Genomic DNA, 24,058 nt, shown 5'->3' with positions numbered 1-24,058 from the left:
ATGGTTAAAAAGCTCAAGCGCAAACGGCTAAGCCACGGCCTAGCGAAACGACGATCCAGCCCAGGGGCCGCTCCCGGCACCTTGATCATTGATCCTAACGCTCATGAGACCTCTATTCGGGTGCTTGCATTCGATTGTCAAAACGTCAGAGAACAAGCGATCGCGCACGTCTCGGAACTTAATGGCTATATAGGTAAGTTTCGCAATCTTTGGATCGATGTGACCGGTCTCGGCGGCGAGCGTGCGCTTCGCGACCTAGCAGAACTCTTGAAGCTTCATCCTCTATCCATGGAGGATGTAATCAATGTGCATCAACGTGCCAAACTGGATCGCTTTGAAAACCACTTGTTCGTAGTTGCTCGAATGATCGACGGAGACGATGCTCGCGAGTCAGAGCAGCTATCGTTCTTTATGATGAACGGTATTCTAGTCTCCTTTCAGGAGCGTCCCGGCGACTGCTGGGAGCCGCTTAGGCAGCGGATTCGATCGAAACATGGCAAGGTGGTTAACTCGGGGGTCGATCACTTGCTCTACGCACTACTGGATTCGGTCATCGATAGCTACTTTCCCTTTATGGAAAAAATCTCCGATACCGTCGATGTACTCGAAGACGATATCAGTAACCAATTTTCTCCATCGCAACTGCGAATGATCCATGAGCTTCGAGGTCAACTACTGGCGCTTCGTCGCTCCCTCCGCCCCCACCGAGAACTCATCAATGAACTGATTCGTGACTCCTCTGACCGCTTTTCCGAGGAATCGCGAGTCCATCTTCGCGATTGCTACGACCACGTTACGCAACTTCTCGATGCTGCGGATACCTATCGCGAGTTAACGGCTGATTTGCGTGACTACTACATGTCGACTATGAATAACAACATGAGTCAGGTGATGAAGTTGCTCACCATTATTTCGACTATATTCATTCCGCTGTCTTTCGTGGCTGGTGTTTATGGCATGAATTTCGATGGCGAAGTATCCCCCTGGAATATGCCGGAGCTCAAATGGTACTTTGGTTACCCATTCGCGTTAGCCATCATGCTCGCCATCTCGCTCGGACTCTTGTTCGCGTTCTGGAGGAGAAAGTGGATATAGCCCTAGCTAGCCTTATCAACTCAATTGAAGCCGTTCGGTGCACTGAAATGTTCCTATCAAGAAAAGTATTGGTCAGTCGAATTTTGACCATTGTCATATTGGGATGGTTTGTCCCCACTGCGGCATCAACCATGTACGGGATGCCAATCGACCCGCCACGACTTCATGAAGTCCAGGCCCCCTCGGGAGATGCGGAAATCCGAGGGGAATTTCGCGGTTTCCCAATTCAAATCCGCACGACTCAAAGGCTTGCAGGTGCCATCGACTCGGTTCAATGGAACGGGCAGGAGTTCATAGACAGTTATGATCATGGACGGCAATTGCAAAGCGCATCGAGTTTCGACGCCGGCCAGCCAAATCCGTTCTGGTCGGAAAGATTTAACCCCACTGAAGCCGGATCCAGTCGCGATGGAACAGGAGACCGCTCGTCCAGTAAGCTACTGAGCATTGAGGTGGAATCTAATCGCCTTCGTACAGCAATCGAGGCTGCATTTTGGTTGGCCCCGGGCGAATCGTCTGGGGGCTATTCCGCCCTGAACCCTGCGGTCCGTTCCCAACACGTCATCGCGAAAGATGTGAAAATAGGAACCGAATGGAACGGTCGCTTGCTTTCCAATGTGATCGATTATCGCGTTACGTTTCGGATTCCTGAAGATGAGCCTCACCAATTCGCTCAGTTCGAGGTGCTAACCGGTTACATGCCCCCTGAGTTTTCCGAGTTTTGGGGATTCGACTTCGATTCCAAGAATTTAGTGAAGCTAAGTGATGGACCAGGCGAACAATCGATGCCTATCGTTTTCTCAACCTCGAGCGGGGATCATGCCATGGGATGTCTATGTGTTGCGTCTCCTGCTGGAAACTATAACGGGCCTGGATACGGTCGTTTTCGGTTCCGTGAAGAGAACGTTGTCAAGTGGAACTGTGTTTTTCGGCTATCTCAAGCTGACGGGATACCCCACGGAGAGCATTCTTTCCGCGTCTTAGTTCCGATTGGAACTCGCGAAGACGTTCGACTCGCGTTACAACACCTACTTGATAACTTGCCTTGACAATCAGCGTTGAATGGCGAAGCGATTTTCCCGACACTTTTATTGATGTTTTATGATCGAACTCCCCTGGGATCCAGAAGTTGAAACCCCGGCTACTATCGCGATTATCGGTGGTGGCCCCGTCGGTATCGAAGCGGGGATCTATGCCCGATTCCTCGGTTACCATGTCTCGATATTCGAGACTCGCCGCGTGGGGCATCGCATGCATGACTGGCACAACAGACCGCTTGGAGTCGCGGTTTCAGAGTGCACTACCCCACTTGGCTTAGCTGCGATCAAGGCACAAAACCCTGAGTATGAATTTCCGCCACTGGATAAGATCTGGACCGGACAAGAGTTCGCGGAGGAGTATTTGATCCCTCTCGCGAAGACCGATCTACTCTTCGACGATATCCACTTTCTTAGCCCTGTTCGAGACGTGTCGCGCTGTCAGACCGACCGGGAAACGATCGAGGATCTGCAAGAACGATGCAACGATGAGTTTCGGCTGCTCGTTGCGGGCCAACATCGAGGAGACTGGATCTCCAAAGCGGATGTTGTTCTCGATTGCCGAGGGTGCTTCCAAAGCCAGTCAGGCATGGGACCCGGAGGCGGCCAAGCCATAGGCGAGAAGGAGTTCGAATCCCATTTGCTAAAACACTCCGTTCAGGACCGCAAGTTCGAGGCTAAATCGATCCGAGACAAGTCAATTTGCTTGGTAGGCTCGACCTGGCACGCGACCCTTTTCGCGCAGGAATTCTGGGATGCTCGCGTCGATTATCCCGGCACTAAGTTGTTGTGGCTAGTCCCTGAAGATCGCGAGAAATGGCCTGCTGGAATGAAAAGGCTCGCCGAGCTGATACAATCTGACCCCGCTGGACCAGTGCAATTGCTGGCTACATTGGGAGTCGACAAAGTTCGAAGGTCCGTGGATGGAAAGTGGCATTTGCAGTGCGTACGTTCTGATGAAACGATCACAGAGCTGACGTGCGATGAATTGGTGCGAAGAACTCCAGGTCGCGAGGCGCCCGGCTTCCCCGAGTTAGACACAACGAGTTTCACTCTACAGGATGGCACCGCACATCGATTTATCACACACGAACCTGGTTACTATCGATTGCGAGGTGATCAGAGTGACTCGCCGTTTGTTATTGGTTCTGGATCTGACCGTGCCGATGAACAAACGACGATCTCGCTGGGTTCGAGTTTGAAGGAGTGTCACCAATCGATCCGCGAGTTGTTCGCGATCCTGGGAGGCCGCGAGAATCTCGATCTTTACGAAATCATGGCAGACAACATACGAGCAGGACGAGTTTAATGAAAATTTATACCAAAACGGGTGATGCCGGTTCGACAGGTTTGTTCGGAGGCCCACGCGTCCCGAAAGACGATCCTAGAATCTCGGCCTACGGCACGATTGACGAGCTCAATGCAGCCATCGGTGTCGTGAGGGCTTACAAGCAACCTGACAACGTCGACGAAATGTTGGCCATGATTCAGCACCAACTGTTCTCTATCGGCGCAGAGCTAGCGACTCCCGACCCCGACAAGCATGGCTTGAAATGGCAAAGCGAGGGTTATGTTCTTCAAATGGAAAATTGGATCGATCAATTGGAAAAAGAGCTTTCGCCGCTCCAAAACTTTATTCTGCCCGGTGGGAGCCTACAGGCAGCTCAATTGCACATCGCACGTACCGTCTGCCGCAGAACCGAGCGCGAAATTGTAAGCTTTAACAACTCGGGGCGTGTCAGCGAGGCCTCTCACATTATTATCTTTTTGAATCGGTTGAGCGACTTGCTGTTTGTTATGGCGAGATACGCTAACAAGATCATGGGTGTGGAAGATGTGATCTGGGAAAGTCCGAGAAAGTAGTTAGGTCATGGGGTGCTTCGCTGCTATCGATTTCGAAACGGCAAACAACCAACCCAATTCGGCTTGCCAACTCGGAATCGTCATAGTCAAAGACTGGAAGATCGTTGCCGAATACGAGTGGTTGATCCGACCGCCTCGCATGTACTTTTCTCCATTCTGCGTGAAGGTGCACGGCATTACCCCTCGAGATTGCATGAACGAACCGACTTGGGAGTCGATTTGGGAAAAGGCTTCTCCTGTGCTCGACGGAGCGTTGATACTTGGGCACAACGTCGGTTTCGACGCTTCGGTGTTACTGCGATCTTGCATGCACTACGACATCGCGCCGCCAAGAAACCAGCTTCAGTGCAGCCGCTTGATCTCGAAACGAGCTTGGCCTGATCACTCTGGTCATGGGCTCGCAAAAGTCGCCGAGCGACTGAACATCACGTTTCGGCATCATAACGCACTCGAGGATGCACGTGCCAGCGCATTGGTAGCCATCCGTGCTGCGGAGCTTCATGATTGCCAATCCTTTGAAGAGCTTGAAGCAACTCTTGGGTTGATTCGCGGTCGATTTGGTTTTGATCAAGTTCGCAACCCCAGGACTGCTAGACTGACGCGAGAGTCAAAACAAGAAATTGGTAGCTACCGCGTCGAACCCAGGCATTATCGGAGCGACGGATTACCATTGCAGCCGATCAAGAATCGAAAGGCCAGTCTCCTCGCCAATACGATCCTAAGCAATTGCGGTGACAGCAAACCTCTTCAAGGCAAATCGGTGTTTTTAGTCCATTCACTACTCGGCTTAGAGCGTACCGAAGCCGAAGATTTCTTGCGTTCGCTCGGTGCAAATCTCCAAAAGAGCATCAACATGCAGACTCAGTACGTGATACTTGGACCCGATCCATCACTCACGTTGGGTGACGCGAGCAATGCGGCATCCGAGAAACAACTTCAAGAGATTGAGAAACGAAAGGAGCTTGGTCAACCGATCTACTTGATCACTCAGCGACAACTGTTGGCGATGATTCCGGAGGCGACCTCGATCGTCCTCGGACAGTTCTAATCCAGCCTGATGAAGCAGGGCAAAATGATGAATGGAGCGGTGATGAGATCGCCAATGTCGCCCCAAACGGAACGAACGAAGGTCGAAGCTCACGTCTCCGAGCAAATACTTTTTTACCCACTATCGAGCACAGTCTGCTCTCCATTGAGTTCATCTCAATGGAAGCACGACTAACATGATAGCAACGATGCCTTCCCCAAACCACTTCGGTCTCGCCTGCGGCTAGACATTGATGATGCGTAGAGAGATATGTGATGCTAGCCCGTTAGTCATCGCCCCGCCGACGCAAGGTCGAAATGGAGGGGTTCGCGAGTCTATAGGTTCGCCAAGCGGGAAAAAGAAAACGGAAAGCGAAGTGGCGAAAAAAAGGGCGTGGTACAGTATTTAGGCAAGATGGGCGGGCTTCAAGACTAGCTGCGGGCAGCGAGATTCAGACCGAGATCAGACTGATACCCAAGCACACAACTTAAATCTCAATTCAGCACGAATCTGGCAAGTTCTACTGCCAAAGCAAGGTCCGTAACAGCCGACCACTTCTTTGCATTAAATCGCGGTGAGTACACCCCTTTACCCTTTATGGTGATAGTTGGTTAGATCCGCCATTCGGCTTTGGCGGAAACGAGGATGTTCCTCGATGCCTTGGAATCCGAGACTGTCGTTGGTATTCCGCATTGGACAAATGGATGGAATTGCTTTGAAGAAAACTAGTTAGAAAAACAGATCACCTATGTCTACTCAATCTTTCTGGAATAATGACTCGTTACCGCGATTTTCTCCGCTGAGTGAATCGCTTGAGGTAGAGGTGCTGATTGTAGGTGGAGGTAACACGGGGATTGTCACGGCCTATTTGCTCAAACAATCGGGCCTCCGCGTGGCACTTGTCGAGCGCGACCGTTGTGCTCAAGTGAATACGGGAAACACGACCTCCCATTTGACCTGCGTGACGGATTTAAGGCTTCAGCAATTGGTTAAGGACCACGGACGCGATCAAGCGCAGGCTGTTTGGGATGCGGGCCTAGCTGCCATCAACCAGATTGATGAGATCATTTCGACCGAGAACATTTCTTGTGAGTTCATGCGGATTCCAGGGTACGTCCACGCCAGCATCCTTGAGGAAAAGGATGAGACACTAGAGTTGCAACGCGAAGCAGAGTTGGCTCAAGAACTGGGCTTTCAGGCCGAGTTTGTCGAGAAGGTGCCTGTGTTCGGACGCGAGGGAATCCGTTTCGCCAACCAGGCCAAATTTCATCCACTCATGTATCTCGCGGAATTGTTGACGCGGATTCCAGGCGACGGTAGTCACGTCTTCGAACTAACCGAAGCTACCAAGTTCGACGATAGCAGGGAAGATGAGGTACGCGTCACTGCCAACGGGTACGTGATCGCCTGCCAGCAGGTTGTGATAGCCACGGACGTGCCGTTGACGGGCTTAAGCAACGTGGCAAATGCCGCAATGTTTCAAACCAAACTGGCTCCGTACACCAGTTACGTCATTGGTGCCATGTTACCACCTAATACCGCGCCCATCGCGACATTCTGGGATACCAGCCAGCCCTACTTCTACCTCCGCGTCGATCAGCACCCGAATGAAGACTACGCGATATTCGGAGGCATGGATCATAAGACGGGACAAGCCTTGCAGACCAGCGATTTTTTCTTAGAGCTGGAAAGGGAGCTTAATCGATTTTTACCGGCAGCCAAGGTGGATAGACGCTGGTCAGGACAAGTCATTGAAAGCCACGATGGACTGCCATTGATCGGGCAGACAGTTGAGCGGCAGTTCGTGGCCACCGGTTTTTCGGGTAATGGCATCACTTTTGGCACGCTGGCCGCAATGATGATTCGCGACGCCATTCTAGGACGCAAGAATCCATGGAGCGATTTGTTTGCTCCAGGTCGCCTGCAAACGCGCGGCGGTATTTGGAACTACCTGACGGAGAATATGGACTATCCCTACTACATGATCAAAGATCGACTGATGGCCAGCGAAAACCAGTCGCCGGAAAGCCTCCTGCCCGGACAGGGAATGATTCTGAAAGTCGATGGCCAACGGGTTGCCGCCTACCGAAACGCCGCTGGTCAAATCACGAAGTTGTCAGCTATCTGTTCCCATATGGGTTGCATCGTCCATTGGAACGAAGCGGCAACGAGCTGGGACTGCCCCTGCCACGGGTCCCGATTTGATGTGACCGGAAAAATCATCGCTGGGCCCGCCGAAACGCCGCTGAAGCCAGTCGAATAGCCACCAAATCGTGAATGCAATGAGATCGCTTTGCTAGCCAAAACAGAAGTTTGGTTTTTTGCGAAAAGGGTGTCTTGTATTTTTTTCGTCGTGAACCGAGCAGAAAAAAGGAACGCGATCAAAATCGATCGCGTTCCTTTCGAAGTTTGCCAAACTTTCCTAATCGGCCAAACAAGGAATCCCCCTTGTTTGGAACCGTCCGTTACACACTAAAGCTTGGGCGAAATCGGATTGGTCACACCAACATCGGCCGAACCTTGAGCTCCCGATGTTGGATTAAGATTGGTATCGAGTTGGGGGCGATCCTGAGTGCTTTGGATTCCCGCGTCAATGCGACTCCCTTGGGAATCCAAGCCACCCTGTGAGCGATTGAGATTGCCATCGATTCGGGCGCCACTCTGATTACTTTGGATACCTGCATCGACGCGGTTCCCTTGGGAATCGAAGCGTTGGCGATTCCATTGAATACCCGATTCGATGCGATCTCCTCGGGAGTCAAAGCGTTGTTGGTTGTTCCACTGAGTACCCGTGTCGATTCGATTTCCTAGGGAATCGAAACCCTGTTGGTTGTTCCATTGGGTATTCGGCTCGGTGCGATTTCCCTCCGAATCGTAGCTCCTTCGAGCTTGTTGTCCCCCCTGTTGATTCATTCCCGAGTCGTTGTTGGCACTCGAGGTTAATGTAGCTCCGCAACAATTGGTGGATTGGCCGGTAGTATAGGAGGTCGAGCCATTGCCTACTCCGGTTTGCCCATAAACGGACGACTGGTTATACGACGGAGTGCAGCATACTTGCACCGAAGGGCAATATTGCCCTCCAGCACTATTCCCTCCTGTGCTATATCCTCTTGATCCACGCCCGCGGAAAAACTGCGCGGACGCTTCATACGGAATCAGCGTTGACATACCCAAAACGACCGTACCGACCAACAATGCTCTTCTTACCTTGCGATTCATACTGAGACTCCTAAGTCAAAGTGCTACCGGGACAGAAAGCAACCTGCTGACGCCGTACCCGAAAAATCGGCGGCTGCTTGAAAAACGGCTGCGTTCAACAAAGGTATTATTCGTTGACTCGCTCGATTCCGACGATCGAACGCATTGCCGTTTTCGCATGGCGGATTCGATGACACACGCCGTGCGCCCAATCATAACAGCAGTTCGGATCAGTAACCTTGAAAGCGATGGTGGGGCAGATAAGGTTCCTACCTCGACTAGGCCGAAGGCGGCTCGCTTTGCATCGCCGGTCACCGTATGGCTTGTGCCATTACGCTCTCAAGCTAGCTTGGGTTGGTGCCTAGGGATTTTAGATAGTCGACAGGGATCGGGATCCCTTTGAGAATCCCTTCGACGACAATAGTTCGATTCACCATCCCCTGGAATCGACAGATGATAAGCCTCGGCTTGCGAAGCTTGAGTTGTTGGCACATGACGACCAAACGATCACCAGGCACCACAGGGCTAGGGAACTTGACCTCGTCTAGCCCCCCGAATCCGACCATAGAGTCCCCAAGCAGCTTGTATTTGTGGCAGCAGTAGCAACAAACTTGCGCAACCGCTTCGAGCATGACAACACCCGGCATGAGCGGCATGCCCGGCATGTGCCCGCTAACCCAGAACTCTTGGTCCGTGATATCCTTATAGCCAACGCAAATGATCTTCTCAGGATCTTCGTGCACGATCGCCGTCAGTTGTTCCATTTCGAAACGCTGAGGGTTGTACTTTCGGATTTCGTCTATGTCCGCGACCACCTTCGTAAAATCGAGGGTGTCTGGGTCAACGATAAAATCTTTGGCTGTCACGAATTACTTTTCCTTGTTTGATCACCCGAGTAGGGGCTTCGATCTGCTCGTAATAGTCCGCCACGAGTGGCCCCTTGTTTCCGGCGACTCGGCCCGTTGAGGACGCCATACCACTACGTGGTGTGCGCAGAACCGCACCTCAGCCAAGCCTGCATGAACAAGCAGCTGAATTCTGCCATTACGCAAAGCGTCAGAGCCTAGTCAACAGACGTCAAAACCTAGGTTCGAACCTTACGTCGTTTTGCTTTGCGAGCTTTGCTGTTGGCGGCCCGTTGGCCGTGGTTTGCTTTTTTCAATTTTCGGTGTGGTTTTGCCATGATTTTATCCGATTTTTCAACAAAATTACGAATCCGTGAGTTGTCTCAACCGCAACGATATGGCTCCAGCCCGCTGCCTGAAGTGACTTACAATGCCCCAGAACGGAGTCAGGAGACTATCGTCATCCCCCGTCGTGGCCTTGTAACCGAAATTCCTCGAATTTTCGGAGGGAGTATGATAGCGAGGATAAACGGTAGTGCCTAGTCAAAAATGACTTGCCGTCGGGGGCTTGTGTTGGATACTATACTATTGTTGTGACAAGTTTATCCGCTGGTGTGCCCAGCGGGCTCAATATATCCCGGTTTTTAGTGAGGATGCGATGGCGCTAACTTTGACTGATGTGGCAGCAGAAGAACTGAAAAAGGCTTGCACCGAGGCCAGTTTTGGCCCCGAAATGTTTGTCCGAGTTGGGGTAATGGGTGGCGGATGCGCCGGTTTCCAGTACTCGCTGCAGTTCGACGACAAGTACGACGACGAGAAAGATTCGCGATACGAACAGCACGGGGTCAATTTCGTGGTCGACAAGAAAAGCGCTCTCTTGCTCGATGGGTGCGTTCTCGGCTACCACAAGAGCCTGGAGCGACAAGGCTTCACGTTCGAGAACCCGAATGCTGTTAAGTCCTGTGGTTGCGGCAAATCGTTCCAGTAGATCAACATACATTAGATCAAAATAGATCCAGCGATCGCGATTGTCGGTCGGTATTGATCTGACGGGGAGCTAGCAGTTCCCCGTTTTTTATTGACCTCGCGCCAAAACTAATACCGCTAAGGTTGGGATTTGGCACTTCACGAGAATTGCCTAGACAACGGTTACCGCCTAGAATCTGCCACTCGTGAACATGGAATGATCCAGTCTATTCGGTAAATGGTCAGCAAGACGTGAAACTAGACGATTTAGCTCAACAAAGCGGGGAATGGCTGAGCGGAAAAGGCCCTGAATCCGATATCGTCATCAGCAGCCGAATCCGTCTCGCACGCAACATCGCGGGCTTCCCCTTTATCCGTAAGTGCAGTCCTAAGGACCGCGCCAACATCACTACCGAGGTCCACAGTGCGCTAACCGGACTTCCCATTTCGGGGGAGGTGGAGTACGTCGACGTTGCAAAACTCGGCGAGCTCGACCGGCAGTTCTTAATGGAGCGTCAACTGATCAGCCATGAGCTCAGTGAAGCCCAAGGGGCTCGAGCTGTCATTCTAGATCCCAAAGAACGATTTAGCATCATGATCAACGAAGAGGATCATCTCCGATTCCAAGTCATGCAGAGCGGTTTGGATCTCGAGTCTGCTTGGAGCCGAATGGACGAGCTCGACAACATCCTCGAGGAAAAGCTTACTTACTCCTACACCAGCAAACTGGGCTACCTGACCGCTTGCCCAACCAATGTCGGCACAGGGCTCCGTGTCAGCGTGATGCTGCACTTGCCAGCCCTAGTCGCAACGAAACAGATTGACAAGGTTTTTCGAGCCTTGAACAAAATCAACGTTGCGGTGAGAGGGCTTTTCGGAGAAGGCTCTCAATTCATGGGCGATTTTTACCAGATAAGCAACCAAACAACTCTCGGGCGCTCCGAGGTTGCTCTGATGGAACGAGTCAAGGAGGTTGTTCCAAGGATCATCGACTACGAGCGACGAGCACGAGAGTTTATGGTCGAACAAGGTAAGGCTGATCTCAGTGACAATGTCAGCCGTGCGCTCGGCATTCTTTGCACTGCCAAAAAGATTAGCAGTGAAGAAACCATGCACTATTTGAGCAAGGTGCGTATGGGGGTCAATCTCGGTCTCTTGCAAGACATCAAAATCCCGATCTTGAACAAACTATTTATCCAAACTCAACCGGCCCATTTGCAAAAGCTCCGTGGACACAAGCTTAGTGTCGCCGATCGCAATATCGAAAGGGCCATCTATCTGCAGCAACACCTCCGCAATCAGCAGGGCGGCGAGAACAATTGATCGGGCTATGGTTTGGCGGCAGTTACCCCCCTCCGCTAGAGGTGGCCACCTTCCAAGAAGGACAAAGTCGAGTTTAAGATTGCTGGATCGTTCATCAAGAATGAATGTAACACGGGGTAGTTTTTGGTTTCCGTCGCCCCGTCCAAATGGGCCTCCTCAACGGTAACGACTCCATCGCTCGGCCCTTCCAGCAGTGGGTTGCTGAGATAAGAACCAGAGATATCCCCGACCACGATCGCAAAAGGACAGGGAGGAGTCCCCAGCGAGGCTTGCAACTTTTCCCATGCAGGTCCCAGGTGCATTCCGCTCGCACCGGTTAGCGTTTCAAAAACTCCTAGCCGCGAAAGGCTAGCAGCAAACGCCGAGCCTTGATTGGGAGGCCCTAGCATGACCGCCCGATTCAGCCTCGGCAACACTCCTCGAGGGTCCCCGCTTGCTTGCCACTCACCGATCGCCCGACGAAATACGATGTTACCAAGACTGTGACCGACAAAACTTATTCGAGGCGTATCGGGCAGATTCTCAACCAACTCGCGAAATGCGGCAGCATGGTTGTCGATCGACGCCCTGGTACTAGCATAAGAAATTGCGAAGCAAATCCGACTCGCTCCCGCATGAAAACTATCACCGGGCTGTAGAGCTGCATGCAGTTTATTCCTTTCCTCCCATGCTTCCTGCACGGGTACCATGCTATCCTTAGTGCGAAAAAGTCCGTGAACCAGTAGAACAACTTCGTCGAGTTTCGCTGTTGGCGGTGATTGGCGTTGGATTTTTTCTAGCTCCGCAAGCATAGCATTTTTGCCCCCCCAAGCTCTCCGAATTCCGGACGGATCCAGCAAACGCCAATGATCCAGAGTTCTGTTGTATTGCAAACGCCAACCGTGCCACCATCGGTAATCGGTCCAGAACTGCATTCCTCCCATCGTCGGTAGAGGCACATTCCAACCTTTTTTATCGTCGTCCATGTTCTGCTCCTTAGCCTGATTTTGTCCGCGAGCACTGGAAAAGGTGGTCAAGCACGCCCAACCAAGCAGGCTCCAAACAACCAAACATAGTCGCGTCGAGTAAAAGATTCCTTGGCTCATAGATTGCAGCGGAGGCTTGCTCTCCGACTCCTTTCGTCGAGTTGTGCTATGATGTGTGTTCCACAGGCGACCTTGTTGTAGACTAATTTGCTCAATCGCAGAACCTATCATGAAGCTCCTTACCCTCCTAGTTGCAGTTACTCTTAATATAGCAGTTTCGACGATAACGTCTCCCTCTTGGGGGAAATCTCCTACAGTGGAATTCGACGTCAAGCCTGATGTCGTTTACGGCCACAAGGATGGCATGGCACTCACGTATGATGTGATAACTCCTAGAGAGAACGCCAAGGGGATAGGTCTCATTTTTATGGTTAGCGGAGGTTGGGTTTCGACCTGGATGCCACCGGAACAAATGGCAGCTGCTCTATTTGCTCCACTGCTAAATGAGGGGTACACCATCCTGCCAGTGCGTCATGGCAGCAGTCCCAAGTATGTGATTCCTGAGATTGTGGGAGATGTTAAGCTGGCTCTCAAGCATATCTCAGAAAATGCGGATTCGTATCAAATCGACAAGAACAAGCTGGGAGTCTTTGGCTTCAGTGCTGGTGGTCACTTGACACTAATCCTTGGAACGCAAACCAACCACGAGGGCACACCGGAATCTCATCCGCGAATCGCCGCTGTGGCAGCAGTCTTTCCTCCGACCGACCTCGGTCCTTATGTTGAGCCCGACAACCCACTTCGCGAACAGTTCCCTGCACTCAAGTTCGATCCAAAGCAAGCCGACCGCTATTCACCAATAAAGCATGTAACCAAGGATGATGCCCCGACAATACTTGTACATGGTGACAAAGACGAATTGGTTCCCATTTGGCACAGTGAGAAAATGGAGGAGGCACTGAGAGCCAATGATGTGCCGGTCGAGCTAATCGTCATCAAGGGGGCGGCCCACGGCTTCGACGGTGCGGGAAACAGCAAGATGTTCCAGGGGATGATTGGCTGGTTTGAGCAACACTTAAAATGACGAGATTACCATCTCTCCACTGCGCCGGTCGGTTTTTTTTAAGGGTGGGCCTTCGGTAAATCGGAGGTGCTCAACCCCGCGTTACAAGAGTGGGGTAGAAAAGCAGTACTCAGAAGCGACTGCAAGGCTAATAGCAACAGTTGAAACCGGTGGCCTATTGCAATCATCTCTTGGGCTCCAGTTGCGTCCAGCCCACTACCTTTAGATTGTCAAAAGAAACGTCTAACAATCTGTGATTAGCGAAGATTAGGGGCCGCCCCGGTTACAGGAAAACCTTCGACCCACTGGGCTTTATCCATTAGGGCCTGCACCAATTGATGAATAAACTGTTCTTGATAACCGGAATATGCCATAGACTATCAGGCCGAGCAGAAAGGTACCCATGCTCCAAACGAATTTGGAGTGTTGCTCTGGTCTGATAAAGGCGATGACCAACAACGCGAATGCTCCCAGTACATAGATCATCGCGCACAGATGCTCCCACCACTGAATTCGTAGCTGTTCCCCAAATGCCCCTCGCATTTGAGCCAGCCACATGCTCGCAATCGCTAATCCCCCGCATGCTGTTAGGGTAAGCCCAAGATAGGAAATCGTATTAGACAGATCGCTAAAAGAGATGATGACACACGCGATGATGGTTTGGCAAACAATGGCTATTCTCGTCGGTGCTTTTTCTCGTTCAAAAAGTCTGGTCCATCCTAGGTCTCGGGCCAACTGCAGGTACACATAGGGCCCGGTCATCATCATGGCCAAGACGCTTGTGCCTGTGGACAGTACGATCAGCCACCCCATCATTGTACTAAACCAATTGCCACCAATTGCCAAGGCGACCTCCCCTACAAAACGTTCCCCTGCTCCGGTGAGTCGGTCTGGAGGAATCGCATAGAGAAAAATCGCGTTCAGGACCAAATAGATAGCGGTGACCAAGATGCAGGATACGATCATAGACTTGGCAATGAGCCTATTCCAATTAGGTGATCTCAGGTTTTCTGGTGTGGACTCCGCCTCTGTACTGCCAAAATCTTCTGTACGCTTGGTGGACCGATTCTCAGAGGATAGCCTATCTCTCGAATGGGCTCCGGCGAGGTAGATGCTTGCATTGAAGCCGGTGTAAGCGAGCGTTGTGTAGAAAAAAGAGCCTAGCCCCAGCCATAGTAAATCTTGACTTGTCGGTTCCGCGACCCCAGCAACTTCCAAGATTCCATTCGAACCATTTCCTGCAAGGAGCCAGCGCAATCCGAATGCTATAAAAACAAAAATCCCTACGAACTTGAGAGCGATGATCAAGTTATTCATCCAGGCATTCCATCTGATCTCTACCCAGTGCAATATTGCAGCACCTACCACAACACTAATGGCAAGCCATTGCACCGAAGTGGAGCGATTCGCGTCCGAGATGTCCATCTGCAAGGCGTAATCGGCGAAAACTCGTGCGGAGGCAGCGATTGGTGCAGCAAATCCTGCGAAGATGGAAACCCATCCGGCAACAAATCCTAAGCTTGGATGAGCCCATCGCGAAAGGATCGCGTACTCACCTCCGGAAACCGAAAACCGTTTTGCCACTGCAGCGTAGGCTACTGCCCCGCAAAGAGCGTGAACGCCAGCGATGAACCAGACTAGGAGCACATACCTGGCATCGCGAAGATCGGAAATGGCGTAGCCAGCGGAAACGTAAACTCCGACGCCGATCATATTCCCGATGACTAGGCAAACCAACGATGTGAGGCCTAAAGTCGCCGAAGATGGCTTTCCTGCGTTGCTCGCCTGTGATTCCGATGAATGCTTCAAAATCTAGGAATGGGCTTGAGGAAGATGAGGCCTCAGGCGCTCGATTTTGTCTGCAATCGCTCGTTTATCCTCGGCAGCAGTTACCAGATTGGCGTAGTTCTCGAGATAATAAATCGCGGAATCGATTAATCCATTTTCCTCTGCCAGTGCGGCAGCTAGCTCCAGCGCCACAGATGCCACTTTGGGATCTGGGGGAGGAGAACGAAACAGCGCGGCACGACGAAAACTCGACAGAGCATCCAGTGGGCGATCCAAGGCTTGGTAGCACATTCCCATCTGCAGCGAGGCTCGCGAACGAAGGGTCAAGTCCTTTGCCGCTTGAACTAAAAGAGTCAATGCCTCGTCATATTTCTTCTGCTGACGAAGCGCGATTCCCCAGGTGATAAGGATTTCCTTCTGATCTGGACTGCGATGGTAACGTTCACGACAAACACGTATGCGTTCGTTGATGAGGTTGACCTCTGCTTGTTCTTTCGCATAACGGGTGTCATCGCACGGTCGCTGGGCTAACTCCTTCTTGGCGGTCTCCAGCAGCTGATTAGACAGAATCAGCATGAGGTCTTCATGCAGTAGAAGAACCGTCTCGTTTTCAGGGCAGTTCTGCTTCCCTGCCTCTAGGATTCGTCGCGCGTCAACCCAACGCTCTTGTTGCAAGTAGATTTGCGTTAGCTCAATGTAAGGCTCGACGATCGCCGGAGAATGCCGGATAGCTTGCTCTAGCTCTTGCGATCTTTGCAACGGAATCGCAATGGTCCGAACGGAGGCCGGCACTGGGGTGGGCTTTGCGAATAAACTGTCCGTATCCGAGTACCTGGACAGGAGTTTGTTGCCAAGATTTGAGGTGGAAAGGTTATCTGATGCGTTCATGAATGGAATTATAACCTGACAACAAACAGCCGTGTCATCCGATCCATTGAAAGATTTGTGTCGAGGACTGCATGCTGCCAACGCGGGATACGGGAGACAGCCTCGCAAATTAAGTCCTCCACCTGAACGCGGGCCGGCAAATGCTGCCGACCCCGGACAAATGGTCGAAAACCGACCCAAGACTTAGGCCTTAAACTCTGCCAGTTTAGCCATCAGTGCTTCCACAGCTGGCTTAATGATGGACTCAACTCCGGGAATGGCCATCACTTTTTCCAGCATCGGCTTGATGTCTCCCATTGAGGATTCGAATAATTGGCTCACCATGCCTTTTGCAGATTCTGGTAATTTGCCGAATAGCTCGTTCATGCCTCCAAAGGACTCCGTCAGCTTATTGAGCTCGCTGACCGCACCGGTTGCGCTCGCTTCATCAGTTATTCCTCCCAGCAGACTACTCAAACTGGCGAACGAGCTTTGTACTTTCTCGAGCATCTCACTGCCCCCCTCCACAGAGGCTAAGGACTCTTTTGCTTTACTCAGGACGTCGGTTACGCCACTACTCGCGACGGCATCAGATACCGCGTCCTTGGTGATTTCGGTGGCTTCTTGAGCCTTCTCTGCCATTGCAGCTCCTGCGTCAGCCCCTGCTGAACGTGCTTCGGCGGATGCCTTTGCAGCGGCGTCTTTTGCATTTTCGCATCCGCTGAAAGAGATACATACTCCAGTTAACACCACCGCTGTCGTAATTCGTTTCATACTTCGATTCTCCAAAAAAGGGCATATTGTTTGGCTGCAAACCTATTGCAACGTTCTTTGAAAACATTATTCGCTTCTTCAGTTTTAACAGCAAGCGGCCACAATACAAGCATTCATTGTATTGGCAAGGCAGTCTCTACAAGGGTGTGGTGCACGCAGTCTCATGTGAAATTGGATCGTTAAGGTGGTTCAGGATGCTTGGACAGATTTTTCCGATAAAGCGGACTTTTCGTTGAAGTGAATTTATAAGCCGTCCGATAACAACAAAGAATATTCGATTCCCAGCGGAGATTTTAAAGGACTTTGGCAATGCAAGCATCCGACCGTGAAACTAGCTCATCTAGACAAGCCAGCTCTGCTTGGTGCCGCGCGGTGGGACTCATGTGCTGCCTCGCCTTCTGCGTTCTGTCAACCGGTTGCTCGAACATGCTCAACAGGTCGCGTAGCTCTCTGAGCAATCTAGATCCCGACAGCATGAAGGTAGCGGGGGTGACGAATGGGGCCAGTAGGGGCAGGATGTCTGCCCTTACAGAGAACGGTGAACCCTGCGTTATTTTAGAGGTTCGCGACGGAAAGAGGCATGTGGAGAAGATTCCACTCCGGCCGGGCGAGCCAATGTTCGTGGGAGATATGGTTGCTGACGCCCAGCTCTACAAGCGTCTTGGCAAGGTTAAGCTGACAATAATTAGGCCAACATCTTCCAACATGCCCCCCGTCAGACTCGATGTTGACTTTGATAGCACTGGTCAAAAAGTCATGGAGGGGCAAAACTATTCTTTGCGCCCCGGAGATCACGTCCTTGTTAGTCGAGACGACACCTCCATGTTCAACGAGTGGTTCAGTCCGTTCGCCAAGCGGTAGTATTCAGCTTGGCTCCGGCTTCTGGGCCGGAGAATTAAAACTTTGAATCAGTACGACACTTCGATAGCAGCGACCGTTTTTGGCGTCTTCCTCGTGATGGCGGTTGGCGCGCTCTCGAGATATCTGAAGTGGCTGACCAGTGAGGTAGATCGATACTTGGCAGCGTTTTTGGCAAACGTTCTGCTGCCATCCTTCTTCTTTCATCGAATCCTCACAGACAAAAACGATGTGAATTCGCTCGCGGCCTGGACTCCCGCATTCTTCGGCTTTGGGATGACCGCCATGGGATTCGTAGTGGCGTCCCTAATCGCTTTCACGATCGGCAACTGGTTTGGATTGATCGATAGTTCCTCAAAACGATCGTTTGCGCTTAGCGCAGGGATCTGCAACTATGGTTATATCCCGATCCCGATTGCAGAGATATTTTTCCCAACCTGCCTAGTAACCCTCTTGGTGCACAATGCCGGGGTCGATTTGGCTCTCTGGAGTGTCGGTTTGTTCATTATCAGCGGAAAGGGACTCAAGGGCTCTTGGCGAAGGATGGTCTTTAGTCCCCCATTGATATCCGTTGCAGTTGCGTTGCTTATTCGCCAGTCCGGTTTCAATCTCTATTTGCCTCGCCCTGTGATTCAAATGACCGAGCAATTGGGAAGGTGCTCGATCCCCATGGGGTTAGTTCTCAGTGGAGCGATCGTGTTTGATTGCGTCAAAGCCCTGAACTTAAAACGTGTTTGGCGATCGTTCGTTCTTGGGATGCTCGTAAGAGTGCTATTTTTACCGATCGTTTTTCTTGTGATCGCCAAGTATGCCACCACAAGTAAAGAGCTGCAAGAAGTGCTATTACTCCAGGCCTCCATGCCTGCGGCAACGTTCCCCATTGTGATGACCCGACTCTTCAATCAAGATGTCGAGACGGCGTGTACGGTCATCGTCGGAACATCTCTTATGGGCATAATCACAATCCCGGTGTGGATCATGATTGGTTCAAGCTGGCTGGGATTCTCGTAGGCTAGCCCAAACGTCGGCGATGATCTGGTCGAGCCCAAACTTCGGAGCGTATCCAATTGCCTCTCGTATCCGCGTTAAGTCGGGAACCCGTCTTCGAATGTCTTCAAAGTCTTGGTCGTAGGCATCTGCGTAAGATTGAAATACAATCCGCGATTGACTGCCTGTTACCGAAATGACTCGTTCAGCCATTTCCAATATGGAAATAGGCTTGTCCGAGCCAATGTTATAGATCCGCCCAAAGGAATTAGGCGTCTCCATGAGCGTGGTAATCGCGGTAACCACATCGCTCACGTGTGCAAAACAACGTTGTTGATTGCCGTCATCATGCACAATCAAAGGCTGGTTTTGCATGGCAGCCGTGACAAACCTCGGCAGTACCATGCCGTACGCTCCTGTTTGTCTGGGGCCAACAACATTGAAAAAACGTCCGATCACGATTGGCATCTGGCACTCGCGAACACAGGCCAAAGCCAGAAACTCGTCAATCGCTTTGCTAGCACCATAGCTCCAGCGCGGCTTCGTGGTCGCTCCGAAGACGAGGTCGTCCGACTCATTCCAGATCGGCTTGGAATTCTTGCCGTAGACCTCGCTGGTGCTCGCCAAGAATAACGGGATCGATCTGCCCGCGAGATGCTGACGCCTCAGTTCATCTAGCAACAGTTGTGTGGGATAAATGTTCCGATGGATCGTTTGAATGGGGTACTTTGCAATCAATGCGACTCCGACGGCAGCCGCTAGGTGATAGACCGCATCGACCGAATCGCATAGCTGGCTAACCAGCTCGGGGTCCCCCAAATCGGTCTGCACAAATCGCAATCTATTGTTTTCGGAATGATGGCTAAGGTTGCGTCTGGATCCGGTGCTTAGATCGTCGACGACGATGACGGTGTGGCCAGCGGTTAGCAGGCGATCGGTAAGGTGGGAACCTATGAATCCACTCCCGCCGGTGACCAGAATATTCATTGGGATTTTTCGTAAAAATGGGTTTGGAGTTGCGAAATGGCGATGAGCGTTCAGTTGTCGGAATACGTAAACTCTACGGGTTTCGCGGATATAACCGTTTGCTTCGTGAGATCGTGGCAAACGGTTCCGCTACTCTAATTTGATCTCACGCAACAGGGAAAACTTTCCGATTCCAACCTACTGCGGTAGACTGACTCTTAGGATTATCGCCAGCGATAAGTGTTTTCCAAGTCCTGACCTAGAATTGCTAAAGTCATATGGATCAGCAAACTCGACTATACCAAACGGGAACAGAATCGGGAGCGATGGCAGCAAAAAACTGCTCAATCCGTCGACGAGCACGAAAAACCTTTGCGGCGATTCTGATCTCCACCCTATCAGCGACTTGCGTACAAGCCCAGTCGACCAGCCCTCAGCAATCGGCTCCACAAAAGTCGAGTTCGCAAACCGGAGGGGTCAAGGCCAAGCTTTCGGACCAGGAGAGGCAATCGGAAAAGGCACGCGAACTTTACGCGGATGCCGCCGTTGCACAGAACAATTTTGCGTTTGAGCTGGCGATAGAGAATTGGACGAAAATGCTGAAGGCGTTTCCGAACGATCCGTTGGCGTCCAGTGCTCATCACTTTCTGGCGATGTGCTATATCCAGAAAGAGTCTCCTGACTACGACTCCGCCATTGAACAGTTTCGATTGGCTCTGAGAGATCAGGATTTAAAGCAACGCGAGGAGGCGCTGAGCAACCTCGGGTGGAGCCTATTCCAGAAAGCGATGCTGTCTGACGACTCAACATCAACGGCTGCACTTTCCGAAGCAGCTAAGGTCCTGGCGGTCGTCGTCGACAAATATCCCGACAGCCGAGCCTTAGATCGCTCGTTGCTGCACGCCGCCGAAGTGGAATCTCGGCTTGGGAACCGTCAACGTGCTTTGCTGCTTTACAAACAACTGATCCAAAACAAGCGACTGGAGAGTTCCTCCGTCCGGCCTGATGCCATTTTTGGGATGGCGATCACCTACGAGGAGATGGAGCAGTCAAAGCTTGCTAGGGAAACTTTTGATATTTTCCTGGCAAGCTACCCTAACCATGCCTACGCGTCCGATGTGCGGCTCCGATATGCAGACTTGATTATCGCCGCAGACGAACCTCGCAAGGCGATTGAGATCCTTGCGCCTTTTGTTAACAATCCCAATCTAGCAAGGATCGCGAATGCGGACTACGCTCTGTATCGCTACGGATTCGCTCTAGCGAAATCGGGCCGTTTCGAAGACTCCGCTGCCGTCTACAAGAAACTGGCCGAGCAATTTCCCAATTCGAGCTTTGCACAAAACTCGAGTCTTGCTGCTGGGCAAGCTTTGATGCGCGAGAAGAGATACGACGAAGCACTTCGTGCATTCGATGCTCTCCTTCCCCTCAAAGATGAACGGAGCGCGGAGGCAGCCCATTGGATCTGCCAAATAAAGATAATGCAAGGTAGACCTCAGGATGTTGTCGATGTCGCGAAATCGGCCCTGACCTGGGCCGCCAAGTTCCCAACGCAGACGTTGTTAAAGATGGACTTAGCAGATGGACTAAGCTCTCTACCAACGCAACGAGCCGAAGCCAAAAGAATCTACGAACAAATCGCTCTCGAGAACCCAGACGATCCTATCGCGCCACGAGCCACTTACAATGCAGCCTTTATCTCGTTGCAATTGGGAGCATTGGCTGATGCTCAGCGCTGGAGCGAAGCGTTTTTCAAGAGATTTTCGAATGATCCTCTCGCAGCTGATGTTGCTTACGTCGGGGCAGAATCCACTTTGCAGCTGGGCCAGTACGAGTCTGCTGTGAATGCTTTCGAGCAGCTGATTGCTTCCCAGCCCGAGGATCCACTCGTCACAACTTGGGAGCTTCGTCTCGCCTCGGCTCTCAGCCTCGCAAGCCAGCACGACAAGAGTATTGCTCTCTGCAACCGATTGCTATCCAAGCAAATTGATGCACCGACCCAAGCGGAGGTACTGTATCTGAAAGGTCTTAGTCTTTTCAAAACCCGCAAAACCGAGGAAGCTGTCGAGGCTCTATCTAAATCGGTCGCCGCTTCGAGCGATTGGCCGCAGGCTGATGAAGCGGCTGTGCAGCTCGGTGAAGCTCTTGTAAATGTGGGGCGGATCAAAGATGGTATCAATGCCTTGCAACAAGCCGTGAGCAAGTTCCCGCAATCAAGACTCCGAGGACAAACCGAGCTGCGTATTGCACAACTCGCGGCGGATTCCGGGGACTACAAAACCGCCCTGTCGGCTTACGACAGCGTCCTGCAATCTTCGCAATCGAAACCGCAGTGGAACTACGCAAAGTTTGGTAAAGCCTTTATCAATATGCAGCAAGGCGATTATGCAGGAGCCCTCGCATTGCTATCGCCTGTTTGCGAAAGCAACGAAAATGACTTCCTCGTGACGGAAGCAAAAATCGCGAAAGCGATTTGCCTCAGGAAAACAGGAGATGCCCAGCAAGCGATCCAGATGCTGGAATCGATCAGAGAATCGGTACAGGGTAACCAAAAATGGAACGCCCTTTACGAATTGGGGCTTAGCCACGTTGCCGCTAGAAGGAATAACGATGCCATCGGTGTATTCGAGACTCTGATCGCTTCTGCAAAAAACTTCCCCTTGCTCGATGAAGCTTTGCTCGAACTCGGCTTTGCCTACAAGGCGGTCGGAAACCAATCAGATGCCATCGCATCCTTTCAAGCTCTAATCGAAAAATTTCCCGCAAGCAAGAACGTGGCAGAAGCATCGTTCCAAGTCGGACAAGCTGAGTACGAGAGCTCAAAATTTGATTCCGCCATCAAGGCTTATACGGTAGCTGCAACCAAGGGAGTCAGCAGTGGGGTTGGGGAAAAATCGCTCTACAAATTGGGCTGGTCGTTCTATCAACAAAACGATGTCGCTTCCGCGGAGTCGCAATTTCGCAAGCAGGTAAAAGATTTCCCAAATGGTCCACTCGCAGCTGATGGACGATTCATGATTGCGGAGTGCTTACTATCCAAAGAAGATTTCGAAGGGGCGTTCAAAGAATACAATTTGTTGCGTTCCAAGCTGGAGAAGGAGCCGAGCAAAAACACCCTTTCCGAGCAAGCTCAAGCCCTGGTATACCTCCATGGTGCCCAGGCTGCTAGTAAGCTCAAGAAGTGGAACGAAGCTGAGGCACTCTCCAGTGCGCTACTAAGCAAATTTGCTGATTCGAAATACAAGCCGTTTGCGCTCTACGAATTAGCGTTCGCTAAGCAAAAGCAGCGGAAAGCGAAAGAGGCTATCGAGCTCTATACTGAAGTTGCAGAGAACTATCGCGAGGAAATCGGAGCGCATTCTCGATTTATGATCGGCGAGGTCCTGTTTACCGAGGGAAGCCACGCGAAAGCCATCACGGAATTCCAAAAAGTGATGTACGGCTACGGGGGAACTCAAGCTCCCAAGGAGATTCGGAATTGGCAGGCACTCGCTGCATGGGAAGCTGGTCGGTGCAGCGAGGTGCTTATAAGCGACTTGAAAGGGGATTCGAGAGCAAAGGCAATCGCGGTTTCTCGCAAATTCTATGAATTTGTGGTCAATAACCACTCCGATCATGATATCGCTAAGCAAGCACAGGAACGCTTAGCGGAATTGAGTCGATAGATGACTGGGGACGCCCAGGCGGGAACGAATCTGCCATCCCGAACCGCTGCAAAGGTTCCATTGCTTTACCTAACAGTTGGTCTGTTTCTGCCAACTGTCACGACCTGGGTTTATTTTGTGTGGCTAGGTGACGCGCCCGCCAGCATCCAGCAGGCATGCTACGGTCTCGGCAAAGGAATGCAATTGCTTCTCCTAATATTTGTCATCTTGGGCTGGTTAGGAGCCGAATTCAAACAATCGCTCGGGAGCTGGCGGAAGATATCAGCTAAGGTTTGGAGCTTAGGTGCATTGAGTGGTTTGTTGATTGGAGCCGCTATATTTGGAACCTATCTTTGGTTGATGTTACCATTGGGAATAATGGATAGTGTTCGGGAGGTGTCTCAAGCAAAACTTTCGGCCTTTGGAGGAGAGTCTGTTCTGGGGTTGGCCGGCGTCGGGCTCTTTTACGCCTTGTTCCATTCTGGGTTCGAGGAACTCTACTGGCGAGGCTTTATGTATCGAGGCTGGAGTCAAACCGTTTCGGATCGGTACGCTCTGGTTCTCTCCAGCCTCGGGTTTATGTCCCATCACGTTTTGCTCCTAGGTAAATTCTTTGGATACGATTCCGTCTGGACCTACCTTTGTTCTGCTGGGGTTGCCATTGGGGGCATTATCTGGGGCTTGATGTATAAGTATACGGGTAGCTTGTGGCCGACTTGGATAGGGCACGGACTTGTAGATGCAGCTCTCTTTTTGGTCGGTTACCATCTCGTTTTTGTTTTCAGTGGGTAG

Annotated in this window: 21 protein-coding genes; 13 read left to right on the top strand and 8 right to left on the bottom strand. The window is 51.5% G+C overall.

Annotation, left to right across the window (positions count from 1 at the left end; translation table 11 throughout):
* The 6 genes from corA to SH449x_RS04890 all read left to right on the top strand — a co-directional run bounded on the left by corA (window position 1) and on the right by SH449x_RS04890 (window position 7,285).
* Window positions 1-1,095 carry a magnesium/cobalt transporter CorA gene (gene corA, locus SH449x_RS04915; RefSeq protein ID WP_482380208.1) on the top strand — a complete coding sequence of 365 codons (1,095 nt, stop codon included), beginning with the start codon at window positions 1-3 and terminating at the stop codon, window positions 1,093-1,095.
* Complete coding sequence (locus SH449x_RS04910; RefSeq protein ID WP_482380207.1) at window positions 1,005-2,144, top strand: hypothetical protein; 1,140 nt, start codon at window positions 1,005-1,007, stop codon at window positions 2,142-2,144. The genes corA and SH449x_RS04910 overlap by 91 nt, the downstream gene beginning before the upstream one ends.
* A 52-nt stretch (window positions 2,145-2,196) precedes the next feature.
* Complete coding sequence (locus SH449x_RS04905; protein WP_482380206.1) at window positions 2,197-3,441, top strand: hypothetical protein; 1,245 nt, start codon at window positions 2,197-2,199, stop codon at window positions 3,439-3,441.
* Window positions 3,441-3,995, top strand: coding sequence for a cob(I)yrinic acid a,c-diamide adenosyltransferase (locus SH449x_RS04900; RefSeq protein ID WP_482380205.1), 555 nt, complete (start codon window positions 3,441-3,443; stop codon window positions 3,993-3,995). The genes SH449x_RS04905 and SH449x_RS04900 overlap by 1 nt, the downstream gene beginning before the upstream one ends.
* Before the next feature lie 7 nt (window positions 3,996-4,002).
* The gene (locus SH449x_RS04895) at window positions 4,003-5,043 is read left to right on the top strand and encodes an exonuclease domain-containing protein (RefSeq protein ID WP_482380204.1); all 1,041 of its coding nucleotides are present in this window, start codon (window positions 4,003-4,005) and stop codon (window positions 5,041-5,043) included.
* A gap of 727 nt (window positions 5,044-5,770) precedes the next feature.
* Complete coding sequence (locus SH449x_RS04890; protein WP_482380203.1) at window positions 5,771-7,285, top strand: FAD-dependent oxidoreductase; 1,515 nt, start codon at window positions 5,771-5,773, stop codon at window positions 7,283-7,285.
* A 209-nt stretch (window positions 7,286-7,494) separates the two neighbouring features.
* Here the strand turns inward: SH449x_RS04890 and SH449x_RS04885 are convergent, their stop codons facing one another.
* The 3 genes from SH449x_RS04885 to SH449x_RS04875 form a co-directional block, all read right to left on the bottom strand.
* Window positions 7,495-8,241: a hypothetical protein gene (locus tag SH449x_RS04885; protein WP_482380202.1), complete on the bottom strand. Its 747-nt coding sequence runs from the start codon at window positions 8,239-8,241 to the stop codon at window positions 7,495-7,497.
* A gap of 323 nt (window positions 8,242-8,564) precedes the next feature.
* Window positions 8,565-9,086, bottom strand: a complete 522-nt coding sequence (locus SH449x_RS04880) for a 3-hydroxyacyl-ACP dehydratase FabZ family protein (RefSeq protein WP_482380201.1) — start codon at window positions 9,084-9,086, stop codon at window positions 8,565-8,567.
* A 218-nt stretch (window positions 9,087-9,304) separates the two neighbouring features.
* Window positions 9,305-9,403 (bottom strand): 50S ribosomal protein bL37, encoded by a 99-nt coding sequence (locus tag SH449x_RS04875; RefSeq protein ID WP_482380200.1) that lies wholly within the window; start codon window positions 9,401-9,403, stop codon window positions 9,305-9,307.
* A gap of 320 nt (window positions 9,404-9,723) precedes the next feature.
* Between SH449x_RS04875 and SH449x_RS04870 the strand changes: the two genes are divergently transcribed.
* Window positions 9,724-10,053 carry a HesB/IscA family protein gene (locus SH449x_RS04870; protein ID WP_482380199.1) on the top strand — a complete coding sequence of 110 codons (330 nt, stop codon included), beginning with the start codon at window positions 9,724-9,726 and terminating at the stop codon, window positions 10,051-10,053.
* A 230-nt stretch (window positions 10,054-10,283) separates the two neighbouring features.
* Entirely contained in the window at window positions 10,284-11,354 is a 1,071-nt protein-coding gene (locus SH449x_RS04865) for a protein arginine kinase (protein WP_482380198.1), read from the top strand.
* Window positions 11,355-11,389: 35 nt separating this feature from the next.
* On the opposite strand, the gene SH449x_RS04860 is transcribed toward SH449x_RS04865, so the two are convergent.
* Window positions 11,390-12,550, bottom strand: coding sequence for an esterase/lipase family protein (locus SH449x_RS04860; RefSeq protein ID WP_482380197.1), 1,161 nt, complete (start codon window positions 12,548-12,550; stop codon window positions 11,390-11,392).
* Here SH449x_RS04860 and SH449x_RS04855 point away from each other — a divergent pair.
* Entirely contained in the window at window positions 12,549-13,403 is an 855-nt protein-coding gene (locus SH449x_RS04855) for an alpha/beta hydrolase family protein (protein WP_482380196.1), read from the top strand. The two genes, SH449x_RS04860 and SH449x_RS04855, sit on opposite strands and share 2 nt — an antisense overlap.
* Window positions 13,404-13,694: 291 nt before the next feature.
* On the opposite strand, the gene SH449x_RS04850 is transcribed toward SH449x_RS04855, so the two are convergent.
* From SH449x_RS04850 to SH449x_RS04840, 3 genes are all read right to left on the bottom strand, one after another.
* A complete protein-coding gene (locus tag SH449x_RS04850) occupies window positions 13,695-15,191 on the bottom strand; it encodes an APC family permease (RefSeq protein WP_482380195.1) in 1,497 nt (498 codons plus the stop codon).
* Between the two features lie 3 nt (window positions 15,192-15,194).
* A complete protein-coding gene (locus SH449x_RS04845; RefSeq protein ID WP_482380194.1) occupies window positions 15,195-16,058 on the bottom strand; it encodes a tetratricopeptide repeat protein in 864 nt (287 codons plus the stop codon).
* 183 nt (window positions 16,059-16,241) lie between these two features.
* Complete coding sequence (locus SH449x_RS04840; RefSeq protein WP_482380193.1) at window positions 16,242-16,811, bottom strand: hypothetical protein; 570 nt, start codon at window positions 16,809-16,811, stop codon at window positions 16,242-16,244.
* A 309-nt stretch (window positions 16,812-17,120) separates the two neighbouring features.
* On the opposite strand from SH449x_RS04840, the gene SH449x_RS04835 reads away from it, so the two are divergent.
* Together SH449x_RS04835 and SH449x_RS04830 are read left to right on the top strand one after the other, a co-directional pair.
* Window positions 17,121-17,672 carry a hypothetical protein gene (locus SH449x_RS04835; RefSeq protein ID WP_482380192.1) on the top strand — a complete coding sequence of 184 codons (552 nt, stop codon included), beginning with the start codon at window positions 17,121-17,123 and terminating at the stop codon, window positions 17,670-17,672.
* 42 nt (window positions 17,673-17,714) lie between these two features.
* Window positions 17,715-18,680, top strand: a complete 966-nt coding sequence (locus SH449x_RS04830) for an AEC family transporter (RefSeq protein ID WP_482380191.1) — start codon at window positions 17,715-17,717, stop codon at window positions 18,678-18,680.
* On the opposite strand, the gene SH449x_RS04825 is transcribed toward SH449x_RS04830, so the two are convergent.
* A complete protein-coding gene (locus SH449x_RS04825; RefSeq protein WP_482380190.1) occupies window positions 18,657-19,643 on the bottom strand; it encodes an NAD-dependent epimerase/dehydratase family protein in 987 nt (328 codons plus the stop codon). The genes SH449x_RS04830 and SH449x_RS04825 overlap by 24 nt on opposite strands.
* 257 nt (window positions 19,644-19,900) lie before the next feature.
* Here SH449x_RS04825 and SH449x_RS04820 point away from each other — a divergent pair, with 257 nt between their 5' ends.
* The gene (locus SH449x_RS04820; RefSeq protein ID WP_482380189.1) at window positions 19,901-23,287 is read left to right on the top strand and encodes a tetratricopeptide repeat protein; all 3,387 of its coding nucleotides are present in this window, start codon (window positions 19,901-19,903) and stop codon (window positions 23,285-23,287) included.
* Window positions 23,288-24,058, top strand: coding sequence for a CPBP family intramembrane glutamic endopeptidase (locus SH449x_RS04815; protein ID WP_482380188.1), 771 nt, complete (start codon window positions 23,288-23,290; stop codon window positions 24,056-24,058).

It is taken from the genome of Brakhagea baltica (assembly GCF_052161605.1).
GTDB lineage: Bacteria > Planctomycetota > Planctomycetia > Pirellulales > Pirellulaceae > JBKCUI01.
Note: the sequence above shows the minus strand (reverse complement) of the source record. Positions and strands in the feature narration are given on the sequence as shown.